Origin of the sequence: Pseudomonas sp. zbq_18, from assembly GCF_043102245.1 — a bacterium.
Taxonomy (GTDB): domain Bacteria; phylum Pseudomonadota; class Gammaproteobacteria; order Pseudomonadales; family Pseudomonadaceae; genus Aquipseudomonas.
This window is the reverse complement of the sequence record NZ_JBICIT010000018.1, coordinates 79,594-92,507: the sequence shown is the minus strand read 5'-3', so window position 1 is coordinate 92,507 and position 12,914 is coordinate 79,594. Positions and strand designations below refer to the sequence as shown.

General features: G+C 66.6%; 16 protein-coding genes. 10 read left to right on the top strand and 6 right to left on the bottom strand.

All coding sequences use genetic code 11. The features are described 5' to 3' along the window. The 3 genes from ACF8C6_RS15015 to ACF8C6_RS15005 all read right to left on the bottom strand — a co-directional run bounded on the left by ACF8C6_RS15015 (position 1) and on the right by ACF8C6_RS15005 (position 2,588). Positions 1–630: a glutathione S-transferase family protein gene (locus ACF8C6_RS15015; RefSeq protein ID WP_392500020.1), complete on the bottom strand. Its 630-nt coding sequence runs from the start codon at positions 628–630 to the stop codon at positions 1–3. Between the two features lie 140 nt (positions 631–770). Further along, positions 771–1,670 carry a LysR substrate-binding domain-containing protein gene (locus ACF8C6_RS15010; protein ID WP_392500019.1) on the bottom strand — a complete coding sequence of 300 codons (900 nt, stop codon included), beginning with the start codon at positions 1,668–1,670 and terminating at the stop codon, positions 771–773. Positions 1,671–1,673: 3 nt separating this feature from the next. Continuing rightward, positions 1,674–2,588, bottom strand: a complete 915-nt coding sequence (locus ACF8C6_RS15005) for a LysR family transcriptional regulator (RefSeq protein ID WP_392500018.1) — start codon at positions 2,586–2,588, stop codon at positions 1,674–1,676. A gap of 164 nt (positions 2,589–2,752) precedes the next feature. Here ACF8C6_RS15005 and ACF8C6_RS15000 point away from each other — a divergent pair, with 164 nt between their 5' ends. From ACF8C6_RS15000 to ACF8C6_RS14975, 6 genes are all read left to right on the top strand, one after another. After that, positions 2,753–3,253, top strand: a complete 501-nt coding sequence (locus ACF8C6_RS15000) for a YHS domain-containing (seleno)protein (protein ID WP_392500017.1) — start codon at positions 2,753–2,755, stop codon at positions 3,251–3,253. A gap of 64 nt (positions 3,254–3,317) precedes the next feature. Beyond that, positions 3,318–3,815 (top strand): DoxX family protein, encoded by a 498-nt coding sequence (locus ACF8C6_RS14995; RefSeq protein ID WP_392500016.1) that lies wholly within the window; start codon positions 3,318–3,320, stop codon positions 3,813–3,815. Beyond that, entirely contained in the window at positions 3,812–4,435 is a 624-nt protein-coding gene (locus ACF8C6_RS14990) for a glutathione S-transferase family protein (RefSeq protein ID WP_392500015.1), read from the top strand. The genes ACF8C6_RS14995 and ACF8C6_RS14990 overlap by 4 nt, the downstream gene beginning before the upstream one ends. Before the next feature lie 19 nt (positions 4,436–4,454). Beyond that, entirely contained in the window at positions 4,455–4,742 is a 288-nt protein-coding gene (locus tag ACF8C6_RS14985) for a DUF2282 domain-containing protein (RefSeq protein WP_392500014.1), read from the top strand. Between the two features lie 3 nt (positions 4,743–4,745). Further along, positions 4,746–5,615, top strand: a complete 870-nt coding sequence (locus ACF8C6_RS14980; protein ID WP_392500013.1) for a DUF692 family multinuclear iron-containing protein — start codon at positions 4,746–4,748, stop codon at positions 5,613–5,615. After that, positions 5,612–6,340: a putative DNA-binding domain-containing protein gene (locus ACF8C6_RS14975; RefSeq protein WP_392500012.1), complete on the top strand. Its 729-nt coding sequence runs from the start codon at positions 5,612–5,614 to the stop codon at positions 6,338–6,340. The genes ACF8C6_RS14980 and ACF8C6_RS14975 overlap by 4 nt, the downstream gene beginning before the upstream one ends. Positions 6,341–6,617: 277 nt before the next feature. On the opposite strand, the gene ACF8C6_RS14970 is transcribed toward ACF8C6_RS14975, so the two are convergent. The 3 genes from ACF8C6_RS14970 to ACF8C6_RS14960 all read right to left on the bottom strand — a co-directional run bounded on the left by ACF8C6_RS14970 (position 6,618) and on the right by ACF8C6_RS14960 (position 9,011). After that, entirely contained in the window at positions 6,618–6,875 is a 258-nt protein-coding gene (locus ACF8C6_RS14970; RefSeq protein WP_392500011.1) for a hypothetical protein, read from the bottom strand. Positions 6,876–7,268: 393 nt separating this feature from the next. Next, entirely contained in the window at positions 7,269–8,243 is a 975-nt protein-coding gene (locus tag ACF8C6_RS14965; RefSeq protein WP_392500010.1) for a serine/threonine protein kinase, read from the bottom strand. A 33-nt stretch (positions 8,244–8,276) separates the two neighbouring features. After that, positions 8,277–9,011: a ComF family protein gene (locus tag ACF8C6_RS14960; RefSeq protein WP_392500009.1), complete on the bottom strand. Its 735-nt coding sequence runs from the start codon at positions 9,009–9,011 to the stop codon at positions 8,277–8,279. 58 nt (positions 9,012–9,069) lie between these two features. On the opposite strand from ACF8C6_RS14960, the gene bioB reads away from it, so the two are divergent. The 4 genes from bioB (at position 9,070) to bioC (ending at position 12,906) form a co-directional block, all read left to right on the top strand. Continuing rightward, entirely contained in the window at positions 9,070–10,125 is a 1,056-nt protein-coding gene (gene bioB, locus ACF8C6_RS14955) for a biotin synthase BioB (protein WP_392500008.1), read from the top strand. 91 nt (positions 10,126–10,216) lie between these two features. Further along, the gene (gene bioF / locus ACF8C6_RS14950; protein WP_392500007.1) at positions 10,217–11,386 is read left to right on the top strand and encodes an 8-amino-7-oxononanoate synthase; all 1,170 of its coding nucleotides are present in this window, start codon (positions 10,217–10,219) and stop codon (positions 11,384–11,386) included. Next, complete coding sequence (locus tag ACF8C6_RS14945; RefSeq protein WP_392500006.1) at positions 11,379–12,110, top strand: alpha/beta fold hydrolase; 732 nt, start codon at positions 11,379–11,381, stop codon at positions 12,108–12,110. The genes bioF and ACF8C6_RS14945 overlap by 8 nt, the downstream gene beginning before the upstream one ends. Next, positions 12,103–12,906, top strand: a complete 804-nt coding sequence (gene bioC / locus ACF8C6_RS14940; RefSeq protein WP_392500005.1) for a malonyl-ACP O-methyltransferase BioC — start codon at positions 12,103–12,105, stop codon at positions 12,904–12,906. Before ACF8C6_RS14945 ends, bioC begins: the two co-directional genes overlap by 8 nt. Positions 12,907–12,914 lie beyond the last annotated feature (8 nt).

Below are 12,914 nucleotides of genomic sequence, written 5' to 3'. Positions count from 1 at the left end.
TCAGGCGCTTTGCAGGCCGACGGCGGTGCGCTGCATCGGCACGAAGCCCGGCAGTGCTTCGACGCGCGCCAGCCAGGCGCGCACCTGCGGGTAGTCGGCCAGCGACACATTGCCCTCGGGGGCGTGGGCGATATAGGTGTAGCTGGCGACATCGGCCAGGGTCGGCAGGTTACCGGTCAGGTAAGGACGGCTGGCCAGTTCCTGTTCGACCACCTTGAGCAGGGCGTGGGAGCGGGCGATGGTCGACTCGGCGTCGTAGGGCGCGCCGAACACCGTGATCAGGCGGGCGGTGGCCGGGCCCGAGGCAAGCGGCCCGGCGGCAACCGACAGCCAGCGCTGCACTTGGGCCGCCATCAGGGCGTCCTCGGGGAGCCACTGGCCGCGGGTGTCGTAGAGCTTGGCCAGGTACACCAGGATGGCGTTGGAGTCGCTCAGCACCACACCGTTGTCATCGATCACCGGCACCTGCCCGAAGGGGTTCAGGGCCAGGAATTCGGCCGATTTGTGCGCGCCCTTGGCCAGGTCGACGAACACCAGATCGGTGGGCACCTTGAGCAGCGAGAGGAACAGCTCCACGCGATGAGCATGGCCGGAGAGGGGATGATGGAAGAGTTTGATCGGCTTGGACATGGTGGACTCCGCAGTTGGCTGGGTGAAACAGCGGCACCGGGTGTGCCGTACTGTGGGCGCCATACTGAGTCATCGCTTGTAGTCGCAGAATTGCCAGAATTGGCAATCCATTGTTGCGCTAAATGAAATGAGCGCGCGGGTCAGGCCAGCGCCGGGTGCTCGCGCAAACGGCTGACGGCAAAGTCGACGAAGCTGCGCACCCGCGCTGCAGCGCGCCGGCCTTCGCGATAGACCACATGCACCGGCAGCTCAGGCAAGCCGAAATCCTGCAGCACCTCGACCAGCTCGCCGCGCAGCAGCTGTTCATGCACCTGATAGCTCATGCAGCGGGTCAGCCCCCCATCCTGGCAGGCGGCCCTGATCGCCCCCTGGTTGGTGGTGCAGCTGAACCGGGGGCGCAGCGGGTAATGGCGGACCGCGCCTTCTACCTCAAAGCGCCATTCAGCCAGGCGCGCATCGGCACTGGAATGAATAATCTGGTGCTGCTTCAGCTGGTCGGGGTGCGCTGGCGCGCCATGCCTGGTCAGGTAACGCGGGCTGGCACAGACCACACGGCGGATCTGCCCGGCCCGGAGGGCAAAGAGCGAGGAATCGGGCAGGGCGCCGGCGAGGATGGCCACATCCACGCCCTCCTCGTGCAGGTTCGGCTGCCGGTCCAGATGGCGGACATACAGCTGCACCTCGGGATAGCGCTGCAGGTAATCGAGCAGGATGGTCGGCATCAGTTCCTGGCCGAACAACAGCGGTACGCTGAGTGTCAGCTGCCCGCGCGCTTGGCTGTGCAGGCCGCTGGCCGAGGCTTCGGCCTCCTGGACCTGGGTCAGAATGCGCTGGCAGTCGGCTGCAAAGCGTTCACCGGCTTCGGTCAATAGCACGCCACGGGTGCTGCGCTGCAGCAGCTGCAGATTCAGTCGGGCCTCCAGGGCATCGATGGCGCGGGTGACGGTCGGTGCCGACAGTTCCAGCTGGCGCGCGGCAGCGGCAAGGCTCAGGGTCTGGCTGACGGCCAGGAACACCTGCATCTGCTGCTGGCGGTCCATGGCTCAGCCCGGCCTGCGTGGATTGAGCGCCGGGTCCTGGCCCAGGCGCTGTTCGCAGAAGTCGACGAAGGCACGTACCTTGGCCGCCACCTTGCGCCCGCCCTGATACACCACGTGTACGGGCAGCGGTGGCTGCTCGAAGTCCTGCAGGACGATTTCCAGCTCGCCACTGGCCACTTTGGCCGCCACCTGGTAGCTGAGTACCCGGGTCAGTCCCCAGCCCAGCGCGGCGGCATTGATGGCCGCCTGGTTGGCGGTGACCACCAGCCGCGGCTGCAGGCGCACGCTGAGCGGGCTGCCGTTGTCCTCGAACTGCCAGTCGCTGAGCAGCGGGCTGCTGGCCGAGGCCACCACCTGCAACTGCTGCAATTGTTCAGGATGCGTCGGCCGACCATGGGCATCGAGGAAGGCCGGGGCAGCGCAGATCACGCGGCGCACTTCACCGACCCGCACGGCATTCAGGCCGCTGTCGGGCAGGTTGCCGATGCGCACGGCCACGTCGATGCCTTCGTCGACCATGCTCACCACCCGGTCTACCAGCAGCGCACGGATCTGCACGGCCGGATGCCGGTCGAGAAAGTCGACCATCAGAGGCGTGACGAACAGCTCGCCAAACAACACGGGCGCCGTAAGCGTCAGTTGGCCACGGGGCATGGCATGGCTGCCGGCGGCAGACTCTTCGGCCTCTTCGAGCTCGGCGAGAATGCGCCGGCAGTCCTCCGCATAGCGCAGGCCGGCCTCGGTGATGTGCACACTGCGGGTGGTGCGTGTCAGCAGCAGCGTGCCGATGCGTTCCTCGAGTGCCGCCACGGCGCGGGTCACGCTGGGCGGGGACATGCTCAGGCGGCGGGCGGCAGCGGCAAAACCCTGTTCCTCCGCCACGGCCAGAAACACCTGCATTTCCTGAAAGCGGTCCATGCCCGTCTCCTGAAGTGACGGCACAGTCTGCGTGCTTAATTGCAAATCCTGCAATAGAGCTTTGTCGGTTGAGGCTGTTCTTGTTTGCTTCTTGCGTTCCTACAGTGAGTCCACGTCGAACTTAACGGGTTCTGACGTTCACTCACCGAGCAAGGAAAACCATCATGAACCTGAAAAAATCCTTCATGGCGTCCTCCCTGGCCGTCACCCTGGCTGTCGGCGGTGCCGCGATGTTGACCGCCACCAGCAGCTTCGCCTACGACGAAGCCTCCACCTCCGCGATCAACGTCGAAGCCGGCCAGGTGATCCTCAAGGGTTACGATGCCGTGGCCTACTTTCAGGGCAAACCGGCCGAGGGTGACAAGCGTTTCGCCGTGAAGCACGACGGTGCCACCTACTACTTCGCCTCGGCCGAGAACATGAAGACCTTCCAGAGCAATCCGGCTCAGTACGCGCCGCAGTATGGCGGTTTCTGCGCCATGGGCGCGGCGCTGGGCAAGAAGCTGGATGTTGATCCGCACCAGTACAAGGTGGTCGACGGCAAGCTCTATCTGAACGTCAACGCAGACGTCTTCAAGAAGTGGTCCGAGGACGTGCCGGGCAACATTGCCAAGGCCAACGCCAACTGGCCGGTCATCAAGGATAAGGCGCCCAGCAGCCTGTAACGCGTCCACCTGCCGGTGGCCCCCACCGGCAGGGTTCCTCCGTGCATCTCAAGAGGGAAGGCTCATGTCCATACTCAAGATTCCCGCGCGCGCGCAGGCCATTGGTCGCGATGCCCTGCTGCTGCTGGCCCGCGTGGCCCCCGGCGCGTTGTTCTGGCAATCCGGGCAGACCAAGGTCGATGGCTGGCAGTTGAAGGACTCGGCACTCTGGCTGTTTCAGGAAGAGTACCGCCTGCCGTTGATCGATCCGGCATTGGCCGCGGGGCTGGCCGCCTTTGCCGAGCACCTGCTGCCCCTGCTGCTGTTCCTGGGGCTGGGCACGCGTCTGGCGGCCATCGGCCTGCTGGGCATGACCCTGGTGATCCAGTTGCTGGTCTATCCCGATGCCTGGCCTACCCACGGCACCTGGGCCGTGGCGTTGCTGCTGCTGATCGGGCAGGGTGCTGGGCGGCTGTCTCTCGATCACGGATTGCAACAGCTGTGGCAGCGCCGTCGCGGTGCCAGCCTGAACCCCTGTGCCGGACATGCCGATCCGGAGCAATGCCTGAGGGCTGGGCAATGATAGAGCTCTATAGCGCCAATACCCCCAACGGTCTGAAAGTTCCGATCGCCCTCGAGGAGTTGGGCGTCGACTACCGGCTGATCAAGGTCGACCTGAGCAAGGGCGAGCAGAGGCGCCCGGCGTTTCTGGCGCTCAATGCCAACGGGCGGATCCCGCTGCTGGTCGACCTCGACGGTCCCGGTGCACTACCGCTCAATCTCGCCGAGTCCGGAGCCATCCTGCTGTACCTGGCGCAGAAGCACGGTGCCCTGCTGCCGCAGGACCCGCGGGAGTACCAGCGCGCCATGGAGTACCTGTTCCTGCAGGCAGCCAGCGTCGGGCCGATGTTCGGCCAGGCGGGGTGGTTCCTGCGCGCGGCGCCGGAACCGGTGCCGCTGGCCATTGAGCGCTACCGCAACGAGTCGTTGCGTCTGACCGGGCTGCTGGATGCGCGCCTGGCGCAGTCGCCCTGGCTGGCCGGCGAGACCTACTCGATCGCCGACATCATGCATTTCTGCTGGTTGCGCATGGCCGACTACGCCGGCGTCAACCTGGACACGTTTCCCCATGTCGGAGCCTGGATAGCGCGCATCAGTACCCGACCCCCCGTGCAGCGGGCGCTGGCCCGGCTGCAACACTGACTCATCTGAGGAGCTTCACATGCACACACACACCACCTGTCTTGCCCTGTCTCTGGCCGGTACCCTGCTGGCGGTCGCCCACACGGCCAGTGCCGCCGATGCCCCGGTCAACGCCGGCAAGGAAAAGTGCTACGGCATTTCGCTGGCCGGGCAGAACGACTGTGCTGCCGGGCCCGGTACCTCCTGCGCCGGTACCTCCAAGATCGACTATCAGGGCAACGCCTGGACGCTGGTCCCGGCAGGCACCTGCCTGCAGATCGAGACTCCGTTCGGCAAGGGCTCGCTCGAGCCTGTGCAGCGGCCCTGAGCCATGAGCAGTCGCGCGCTCCGGGGCGGTGCCGGTGTGGGGTTCAAGCCGGTGCATTTCGAGGCCCTGCTAGCCAACCCCGGACGCTTCGACTTCATCGAGATTCACGCGGAGAACTATTTCGGCGAGGGCGGGCTGTTGCATGCCCAACTCGGCGAATTGCGTCGTCACCTGCCGTTGTCCATCCACGGCGTAGGGCTGTCGCTCGGTGGCGTCGATCCTCTGGATGTCGGGCATCTGCGCCGCCTGCAGCGGTTGTGCGAGCGGTATGCGCCGACGCTGGTCTCCGAGCACCTGGCCTGGTCGGGGCACGCAGGCCAGTACCTGGGCGATCTATTGCCACTGGCCTACACCGAGACCACTCTGAACAGGGTGGCCAGTCGTGTTCAACAGGTGCAGGAGGTGCTGGGGCGCCCGATTCTGGTCGAGAATCCGGCCGTCTATCTGCGCCTGGAAGGGTCCGAGATGAGCGAGGTGGAGTTTCTCCGCCAGCTGTGTCGGATCACCGGATGTGGCCTGTTGCTGGATCTCAATAATCTTCTGGTCAGCTGCCACAACTGCGGCGCAAGCCCGGGCAGCTACCTGGCGGCGTTACCGGTCGAGCGGGTCGGGGAGCTGCATCTGGCCGGTCACAGCCGCGTACAGGGGGGCGGGCTTGAGCTGCTGGTCGATGATCACGCCAGCGCGGTCAGCGATGCCACCTGGGACCTGTATGTGCAGTGGCTTGTGCTGGCCGGTCCGCGTCCCTGCCTGATCGAGTGGGACCGTGAACTACCCGCCTGGGGGGTGTTGGCTGCCGAGGTCGACTGCGCCCGGGCGCTGCAGCACAGCCCCTACATGCCGCCCTTTACTCACCAGGGGAGCGTCGCATGACACCTTCCGCTTACGAGGCGTTTGCCCGGGCGCTGCTGCAGCCCGATACCTTGCCGCAGCACCTGGGGCAGTCTGGGGAGGGTTCGTTCGCGCAGCGTTTCGCCACGTACCGCAACAATGTGCGCGCCTCCCGTACCGAGGCCCTGCGCCAGGGTTTCCCGACGCTGGATCGGCTGCTTGGTCGGGACTACTTCACGGCCTTGGCGGCGGTCTTCATCCAGCAGCACCCGCCACGTTCGGCCGTGCTGCATGAATACGGTGCAGAGCTGGCCGACTTTATCGATCAGTTCCAGCCCCTGAGTTCGTTTGGCTATCTGGGCGACATCGCACGACTCGAATGGGCGCGACTGCGGGCTTTTCACGCGGACGACACCCCGGTGCTGCGCATTGCCGAGATGGACCTGGCGAGTCTCTCAAAACGACTCGAGCAGCCACTGCAGTGGCATCCCTCGGTGACCCTGCTGGAGTCGGCCCATCCGCTGTACCGACTATGGGCCAGTCAGCAGGGCACGGCATCGGCACCGTCGGCCCAGTGTTGGTCGGCGGAGACCGTGCTGATCTGGCGTCAGGGGCTGGTGCTGCGGGCGGAGCGGGTAGATGAAGTCAGTGGCCACCTGCTGCGCCTGGCTGTGGAGCCGCCCAAGCTCTCGGTTGCGCTCGGGCAGTCGCCGCAATGGCTTGGTCGCCTGCTTCAGTTGCTGCATTGGCAGGTGTTCGCCGCTTGAGTGTGCGTGTGCCTGAGTGTTTGGCCGACAGTTTGTCGATCGACGCGCCTGACCTGCCGGGCGTCTGGGCCTCAGACGTGGCGCAGGCTTGCCGGACGAGCAGCGGCCGAGGCTCTGCCCGCCTGGCGCGCTGGGCGCTGAGGCCCAGCCGGGGGCACGCCTGTGATGGATGATCTGTCGGGATTAATCGGCTGCCATCGTCTCCTGCGCCGGAGATGGCGATGCCAAGCAGCCCCTGACCCGTATCGGGGCAGGGGCTGCTTGGCATCGGCAGGACTCAGGCTCTGCCGGCTTGCGGTACTCGCTCGGCACCGTCGCTGACCACATCCACCTGCCGCTTGAGCCGGTGCTGGCGAGTGCGTTCGCTGCCACCTTCGGCCAGTGGCTCGAGGTTGCTGACCTTGACAGGATGGACGCCGACTTGGAGGCGGTCGCTGCCATCGGCAGCGCTGACCGGACCGCTGCCGAGGCTGATGAAGCTGCCAAGGAGGACGGCGAGGGTGTAGAGACGGTGTTTGCGTGGAAGGTGAAGCATGCTGAGTTCCTCGGGGTTGGGAGCCGTTTGCGGCGGTGAGAAAAGTCTCTCAAGCCCCCTTGGAATTAAGAATGCCCGCATCTTGGATTTGACTATTTCGCTGGGTGAAATTAAGCGGCGTCTCGCCGAGGTACCGTCAGACCTTGCCCGGGAGAAGTGTCGCGGCCCAGCGACTCGGCGTGCCGGTGGCACACATTTGCCGTCAGCGGGGCCGTGGGGATGGGCATGGGTTGACTGTCGCGGGCCCGGCGGGAGCTGCCAATGTCACGGGTTCTGGCCCTTGATGGCCGCATAAGGCGGCCTGCCGCCTGGCCTGCAGGTGGCCATGTCGGGCAGCGAGGCCCAGACAGCGGCACGATGCGGTCGCATCGGGGGCGCTGTGCATGCAGCGGATCAGAACAGTCGCAGCGGCTCCTCGTCCAGCGCCGCCAGCTGCTCGCGCAGCATCAAAATCTGATCGCCCCAGTAGCGTTCGTTGGCAAACCAGGGGAAGGCCAGCGGGAAGGCTGGGTCGTCCCAGCGGCGGGCGATCCAGGCGCTGTGGTGCATCAGGCGCAGGGCGCGCAGGCCTTCGATCAGAGCCAGTTCGCGGCTGTCGAAGTCGTGGAACTCCTGGTAGCCGTCCATCAGCTCGGACAGCTGGCCAAGGCGCTCCTGGCGGTCGCCGGCCAGCATCATCCACAGGTCCTGCACGGCCGGGCCCATGCGGCAGTCGTCGAGGTCGACAATATGGAAGGCGTCGTCGCGGTGCAGCAGGTTGCCGGGGTGGCAGTCGCCGTGCAGGCGGATCGGCGTGTAGCGCACACGGGCGAACAGTTCGTCCAGGCGCTTGAGCAGGTCTCGCGCCACCGACTCGTAGGCCGGCAGCAGGCTGCGTGGGACGTAGTCGCCCTCCAGCAGCGTCGCCAGTGCGGCATGGCCGAAGTTGTCCACCGCCAGTGTCTCGCGATGCACGAAGGGGCGGCTGGCGCCGACTCCATGCAGGCGGCCGAGCAGCTGGCCGAGGCGGTACAGCTGGTCGAGGTTGCCGGGCTCAGGCGCGCGGCCGCCGCGGCGGGGGAACAAGGCAAAGCGGAAGCCGGCGTGCTCGAACAGGCTCTCACCATCGCGTTGCAGCGGCGCCACCACCGGCACATCGCAGTCGGCCAGCTCCTGGCTGAAGGCATGTTCCTCGCGAATCGCCGCATCGCTCCAGCGCGCGGGGCGATAGAACTTGGCGATCAGCGGCTGCTCGCCCTCGATGCCCACCTGATAGACGCGGTTCTCGTAGCTGTTCAGCGCCAGCACGCGGGCGTCGCTGAGGTAGCCGAGGCTCTCCACGGCGTCGAGGACCAGGTCTGGGGTGAGGGTGGCGAAGGGATGGTTCATGGGCGGCTCCAGTCGGGGCGCCCAGTGTAGCCCTCAATCGCCGGGTTTAGGGGTGCGTGCCAGGCAGTAGATGTCCACCCGCAGGGCGCCGGCCTTGATCAGCAGGCGAGCCAGGGTTTCGGCGGTGGCGCCGGTGGTCAGTACGTCATCCACCAGGGCGAGGTGCCGCCCGGCGACCTGGGCCTGCGGGTGCAGGGCGAAAGCCCGGCGCAGGTTGCGCTGGCGCGCGGCGGCCCCCAGTTCCTGCTGGTGAGCGCCCTCCTGATGGCGTTGCAGCCAGTGCGCTTGTATCGGCAGCTGTAGGCTTTGGCCGAGCCAGTCGGCCAGCATGCCGGCCTGGTTAAAGCCGCGCTGGCGCAGGCGCTTGCGCCCCAGGGGCACCGGCAGCAGCAGGTCGGGGCGGGGCAGGCCTTCGGCGAAGGCATGCTGCAGATGATGTGACAGCAAGGCCGCCAGCAGACGTCCCATCGGCCACTGCTGCTGATGCTTGAAGCGGGTGATCAGGCTGTCCACCGGGAAGGTATAGCGCCATGGCGCTTCGACCCGGGCAAAGCTGGGCGGGCGCTTCTGGCACTGGCCACAGATCAGGCCTTCACCAGGCAAAGGCAGGGCGCAGACGCTGCACTGTCCGCCAAGCCAGGGCAACTCGGCCTCGCAGGCGCTGCACAGCGGCTCGGTGGTGTCGGTCTGCTCGTCGCAGATCAGGCACTTCTGTTTGTTTTTTGTCCAGATGTAAACCGCTTTGTCTTCGCGTGGTTGACAGCGCATGGTCCTTCCCTTGACGATGCCTCAGCCGTGTTGCACAGCCTAGAACAAGGATTACCCCATGAGCGCCAATACCGCTTCCGTTACCCGTCACGATTGGTCTCTCGCCGAGGTCAGGGCGCTGTTCGAGCAACCCTTCAACGACCTGCTGTTCCAGGCGCAGACCGTGCACCGCGCGCATTTCGACCCCAATCGCGTGCAGGTCTCGACGCTGCTGTCGATCAAGACCGGTGCCTGTCCCGAGGATTGCAAGTACTGCCCGCAGTCCGGCCACTACAACACGGGCCTGGACAAAGAAAAGCTGATGGAAGTGCAGAAGGTGCTCAAGGCCGCCGAAGAGGCCAAGGCCATCGGCTCCACCCGCTTCTGCATGGGCGCGGCGTGGAAGCACCCGTCAGCCAAGGACATGCCCTACGTGCTGGAAATGGTCAAAGGCGTGAAGAAACTCGGCCTGGAAACCTGCATGACCCTGGGCAAGCTCGACCAGGAGCAGACCAAGGCGCTCGCCGAAGCGGGCCTGGACTACTACAACCACAACCTCGACACCTCGCCGGAGTTCTACGGCAACATCATCACCACCCGTACCTACAGCGAGCGCCTGCAGACCCTGGCCTACGTGCGCGAGGCGGGGATGAAGATCTGTTCCGGCGGCATCCTCGGCATGGGCGAGTCGGTGGACGACCGCGCCGGCCTGCTGATTCAGCTGGCCAACCTGCCGGAGCATCCGGAGAGCGTGCCGATCAACATGCTGGTGAAGGTCAAAGGCACGCCGCTAGCCGAGGAGAAGGACGTCGATCCGTTCGACTTCATCCGCACCCTGGCGGTGGCGCGGATCATGATGCCGAAATCCCACGTACGCCTGTCCGCCGGCCGCGAGCAGATGAACGAGCAGATGCAGGCCCTGGCCTTTATGGCCGGCGCCAATTCGATCTTCTACGGCGAAAAGCTGCTGACCACCGCCAACCCGCAGGCGGACAAGGACATGGCCCTGTTCAAGCGCCTCGGCATCAAGCCGGAAGAGCGCGAGGAACACGCCGACGAAGTGCACCAGGCCGCCATCGAACAGGCGCTGGTCGAGCAGCGCGACTCCAAGCTGTTCTACGACGCTGCGGTCTGAGGCCAGTTCTTTCCGTGGGAGCGGCTTCAGCCGCGATTGATTGCACGGACAGTCGCGGCTGAAGCCGCTCCCACGGCCATCAAGGTTGCCCATGACATTCGATCTTTCCGCTCGCCTGGCTGAACGCCGCGCCGCCCACCTGTATCGCCAGCGCCCGTCGCTGGAAGGCCCGCAAGCGCCACGGGTGCGGGTCGACGGCCGCGAACTGCTGGCCTTCTGCTCCAACGACTACCTCGGCCTGGCCAATCACCCCGAGGTGATCCGTGCCCTGCAGCAGGGCGCGGAGCAATGGGGGGTCGGCGGCGGCGCCTCGCACCTGGTGATTGGCCACAGCACGCCGCACCACGAACTGGAGGAGGCGCTGGCCGAGTTCACCGGCCGCCCGCGCGCGCTGTTGTTCTCCACCGGCTACATGGCCAACCTCGCTGCCGTCACCGCGCTGGTCGGGCAGGGGGACACGGTGCTGGAGGATCGCCTCAACCACGCCTCGCTGCTGGATGCCGGGCTGCTGTCCGGCGCGCGTTTCTCGCGGTACCTGCATAACGATGCCGAGAGCCTGGGTAAGCGACTGGAGGGTGCCAGCGGCAACACTCTGGTGGTCACCGACGGCGTGTTCAGCATGGACGGCGACCTGGCCGACCTGCCCGCACTCTGTGCCGAGGCGCGCAGCAAAGACGCCTGGGTGATGGTCGATGACGCCCATGGCTTCGGCCCGCTGGGCGCCACGGGCGGTGGCATCGTCGAACACTTCGGCCTGGGCCGGGACGATGTGCAGGTGCTGGTCGGCACCCTGGGCAAGGCGTTTGGCACTGCCGGTGCCTTCGTCGCCGGCAGCGAAGAGCTGATCGAAACCCTGATCCAGTTCGCCCGCCCCTACATCTACACCACCAGTCAGCCGCCGGCGGTGGCCTGCGCCACGCTGAAGAGCCTGCAGCTGCTGCGTACCGAGAGCTGGCGTCGCGAACACCTGAACCGGCTGATCGCCCGTTTCCGCGCCGGTGCCGCCGAGATCGGCCTGCGCCTGATGGACAGCCCGACGCCGATCCAGCCGATCCTGGTCGGCGACAGTGAGCGCGCGCTGAAACTCTCGGCGCTGCTGAAAGACCGCGGCCTGCTGGTCGGCGCCATCCGCCCGCCGACCGTCCCGGCGGGCAGTGCGCGCCTGCGCGTGACGTTCTCCGCCAGCCATACCGAGGCACAGCTCGAACAGCTGCTCGAAGCATTGGCCGAATGCTGGCCGCAGGTGAATGGCGATGCGTGACCGACTGATTCTGTTGCCCGGCTGGGGCCTCGGTAGCCTGCCGCTGGAAGTGCTGGCCGAAGCCCTGCGCGGCCTCGATCCGGGGCTCAAGGTCGAGATCGAGGCGCTGCCCGAGCTCAGCCGTGGCGAGCCCCGTGACTGGCTGCTGGAGCTGGATGAACGCCTGCCGGCCGACACCTGGCTCGGTGGCTGGTCGCTGGGCGGCATGCTCGCCAGTGAGCTGGCCGCGCTGCGTGGCGAGCGCTGTCGCGGCCTGCTGACCCTGGCCAGCAATCCTTGCTTTGTTGCCGCCGCCGATTGGCCGTTCGGCATGGCCGAAGCCACCTTTGATGCTTTCGTCGACGGCTGTCGGTTGCAGCCGGACGCCACGCTCAAGCGTTTCGCCCTGCTCTGTACCCAGGGCGCCGATGAGGCGCGCAGCCTGGCGCGGCAGCTGCAGGTGGCGGCGCCGCAGCAGTCACCCGAGGTGCTGCTGGCCGGGCTGGAAGTGCTGGGCAGTTTTGATGGCCGCAGCGCCATCCAGCGCTTCGCCGGGCCGCAACTGCATCTGCTGGCCGGCGCCGATGCGCTGGTGCCGGCCGAGGTCGCCGGCGAGCTGCTGCTGTTGCAGCCGGACATCGAAGTCGGCCTGATCGAGGGCGTCAGCCATGCCTTCCCGTTGGAGCGCCCGCACGAAGTGGCGGCGGCCATCGAGGCCTTCATCAGCGAGGCGCGCGATGACTGAGTGGCACGAACAGAGCGGTCTGCCGGACAAGCGCCGGGTGGCGGCCTCCTTCTCCCGCGCTGCCGCCAGCTACGACAGCGTGGCAGCCCTGCAGCGCGATGTCGGCATCGAGTTGCTGGCGCGACTGCCGGTGCAGTTGCAGCCGCAGCGCTGGCTCGATCTGGGCTGCGGCACCGGCCACTTCAGTCGTGTGCTGGCGACGCGCTTCCCGCAGGCCGAGGGCATTGCCCTGGATCTGGCCGAAGGCATGCTGCAGCACGCGCGCCCGCTGGGTGGGGCACAGCGCTTCGTCGCCGGTGATGCGGAGAGCCTGCCGCTGCGCGACGGTTGCCTGGACCTGATCTACACCAGCCTGGCCGTGCAATGGTGCGCCGACTTCACGGCCGTCCTCGACGAGGCGCACCGCGTGCTGCGCCCCGGTGGCGTGCTGGCCTTCAGCAGTCTCTGTGTCGGCACCCTGCAGGAGTTGCGCGACAGTTGGCAGGCGGTGGACGGCTTCGTCCACGTCAACCGCTTCCGCCGCTTCGCTGACTATCAGCAACTGTGTGCCGAGAGCAGCCTGCAGGGGGTGAGCCTGGAGCGCAGGGCCAAGGTGCTGCACTTCCCCGATCTGCGCGTGCTGACCCACGAATTGAAGGCGCTCGGAGCGCACAACCTCAATCCGGGGCGCCCCGGTGGGCTAACCGGTCGCGCCCGCATCCGCGCATTGGTCGATGCCTATGAGCGCTTCCGTCAGCCGGCAGGGCTGCCCGCGACCTACCAGGTGGTGTACGGCGTCCTGCGCAAGGAACATTGATATGGCCC

Bases quoted from the DNA above. Each gene is read 5' to 3' on its own strand.
- ACF8C6_RS14980 (WP_392500013.1), top strand. From the start codon at position 4,746: ATGAGCAGTCGCGCGCTCCGGGGCGGTGCCGGTGTGGGGTTCAAGCCG.
- ACF8C6_RS14985 (WP_392500014.1), top strand. From the start codon at position 4,455: ATGCACACACACACCACCTGTCTTGCCCTGTCTCTGGCCGGTACCCTG.
- ACF8C6_RS14970 (WP_392500011.1), bottom strand. From the start codon at position 6,875: ATGCTTCACCTTCCACGCAAACACCGTCTCTACACCCTCGCCGTCCTC.
- ACF8C6_RS14965 (WP_392500010.1), bottom strand. From the start codon at position 8,243: ATGAACCATCCCTTCGCCACCCTCACCCCAGACCTGGTCCTCGACGCC.
- ACF8C6_RS14995 (WP_392500016.1), top strand. From the start codon at position 3,318: ATGTCCATACTCAAGATTCCCGCGCGCGCGCAGGCCATTGGTCGCGAT.
- ACF8C6_RS14990 (WP_392500015.1), top strand. From the start codon at position 3,812: ATGATAGAGCTCTATAGCGCCAATACCCCCAACGGTCTGAAAGTTCCG.
- bioB (WP_392500008.1), top strand. From the start codon at position 9,070: ATGAGCGCCAATACCGCTTCCGTTACCCGTCACGATTGGTCTCTCGCC.
- ACF8C6_RS15005 (WP_392500018.1), bottom strand. From the start codon at position 2,588: ATGGACCGCTTTCAGGAAATGCAGGTGTTTCTGGCCGTGGCGGAGGAA.
- ACF8C6_RS15000 (WP_392500017.1), top strand. From the start codon at position 2,753: ATGAACCTGAAAAAATCCTTCATGGCGTCCTCCCTGGCCGTCACCCTG.
- ACF8C6_RS15010 (WP_392500019.1), bottom strand. From the start codon at position 1,670: ATGGACCGCCAGCAGCAGATGCAGGTGTTCCTGGCCGTCAGCCAGACC.
- ACF8C6_RS15015 (WP_392500020.1), bottom strand. From the start codon at position 630: ATGTCCAAGCCGATCAAACTCTTCCATCATCCCCTCTCCGGCCATGCT.
- bioC (WP_392500005.1), top strand. From the start codon at position 12,103: ATGACTGAGTGGCACGAACAGAGCGGTCTGCCGGACAAGCGCCGGGTG.
- bioF (WP_392500007.1), top strand. From the start codon at position 10,217: ATGACATTCGATCTTTCCGCTCGCCTGGCTGAACGCCGCGCCGCCCAC.
- ACF8C6_RS14945 (WP_392500006.1), top strand. From the start codon at position 11,379: ATGCGTGACCGACTGATTCTGTTGCCCGGCTGGGGCCTCGGTAGCCTG.
- ACF8C6_RS14975 (WP_392500012.1), top strand. From the start codon at position 5,612: ATGACACCTTCCGCTTACGAGGCGTTTGCCCGGGCGCTGCTGCAGCCC.
- ACF8C6_RS14960 (WP_392500009.1), bottom strand. From the start codon at position 9,011: ATGCGCTGTCAACCACGCGAAGACAAAGCGGTTTACATCTGGACAAAA.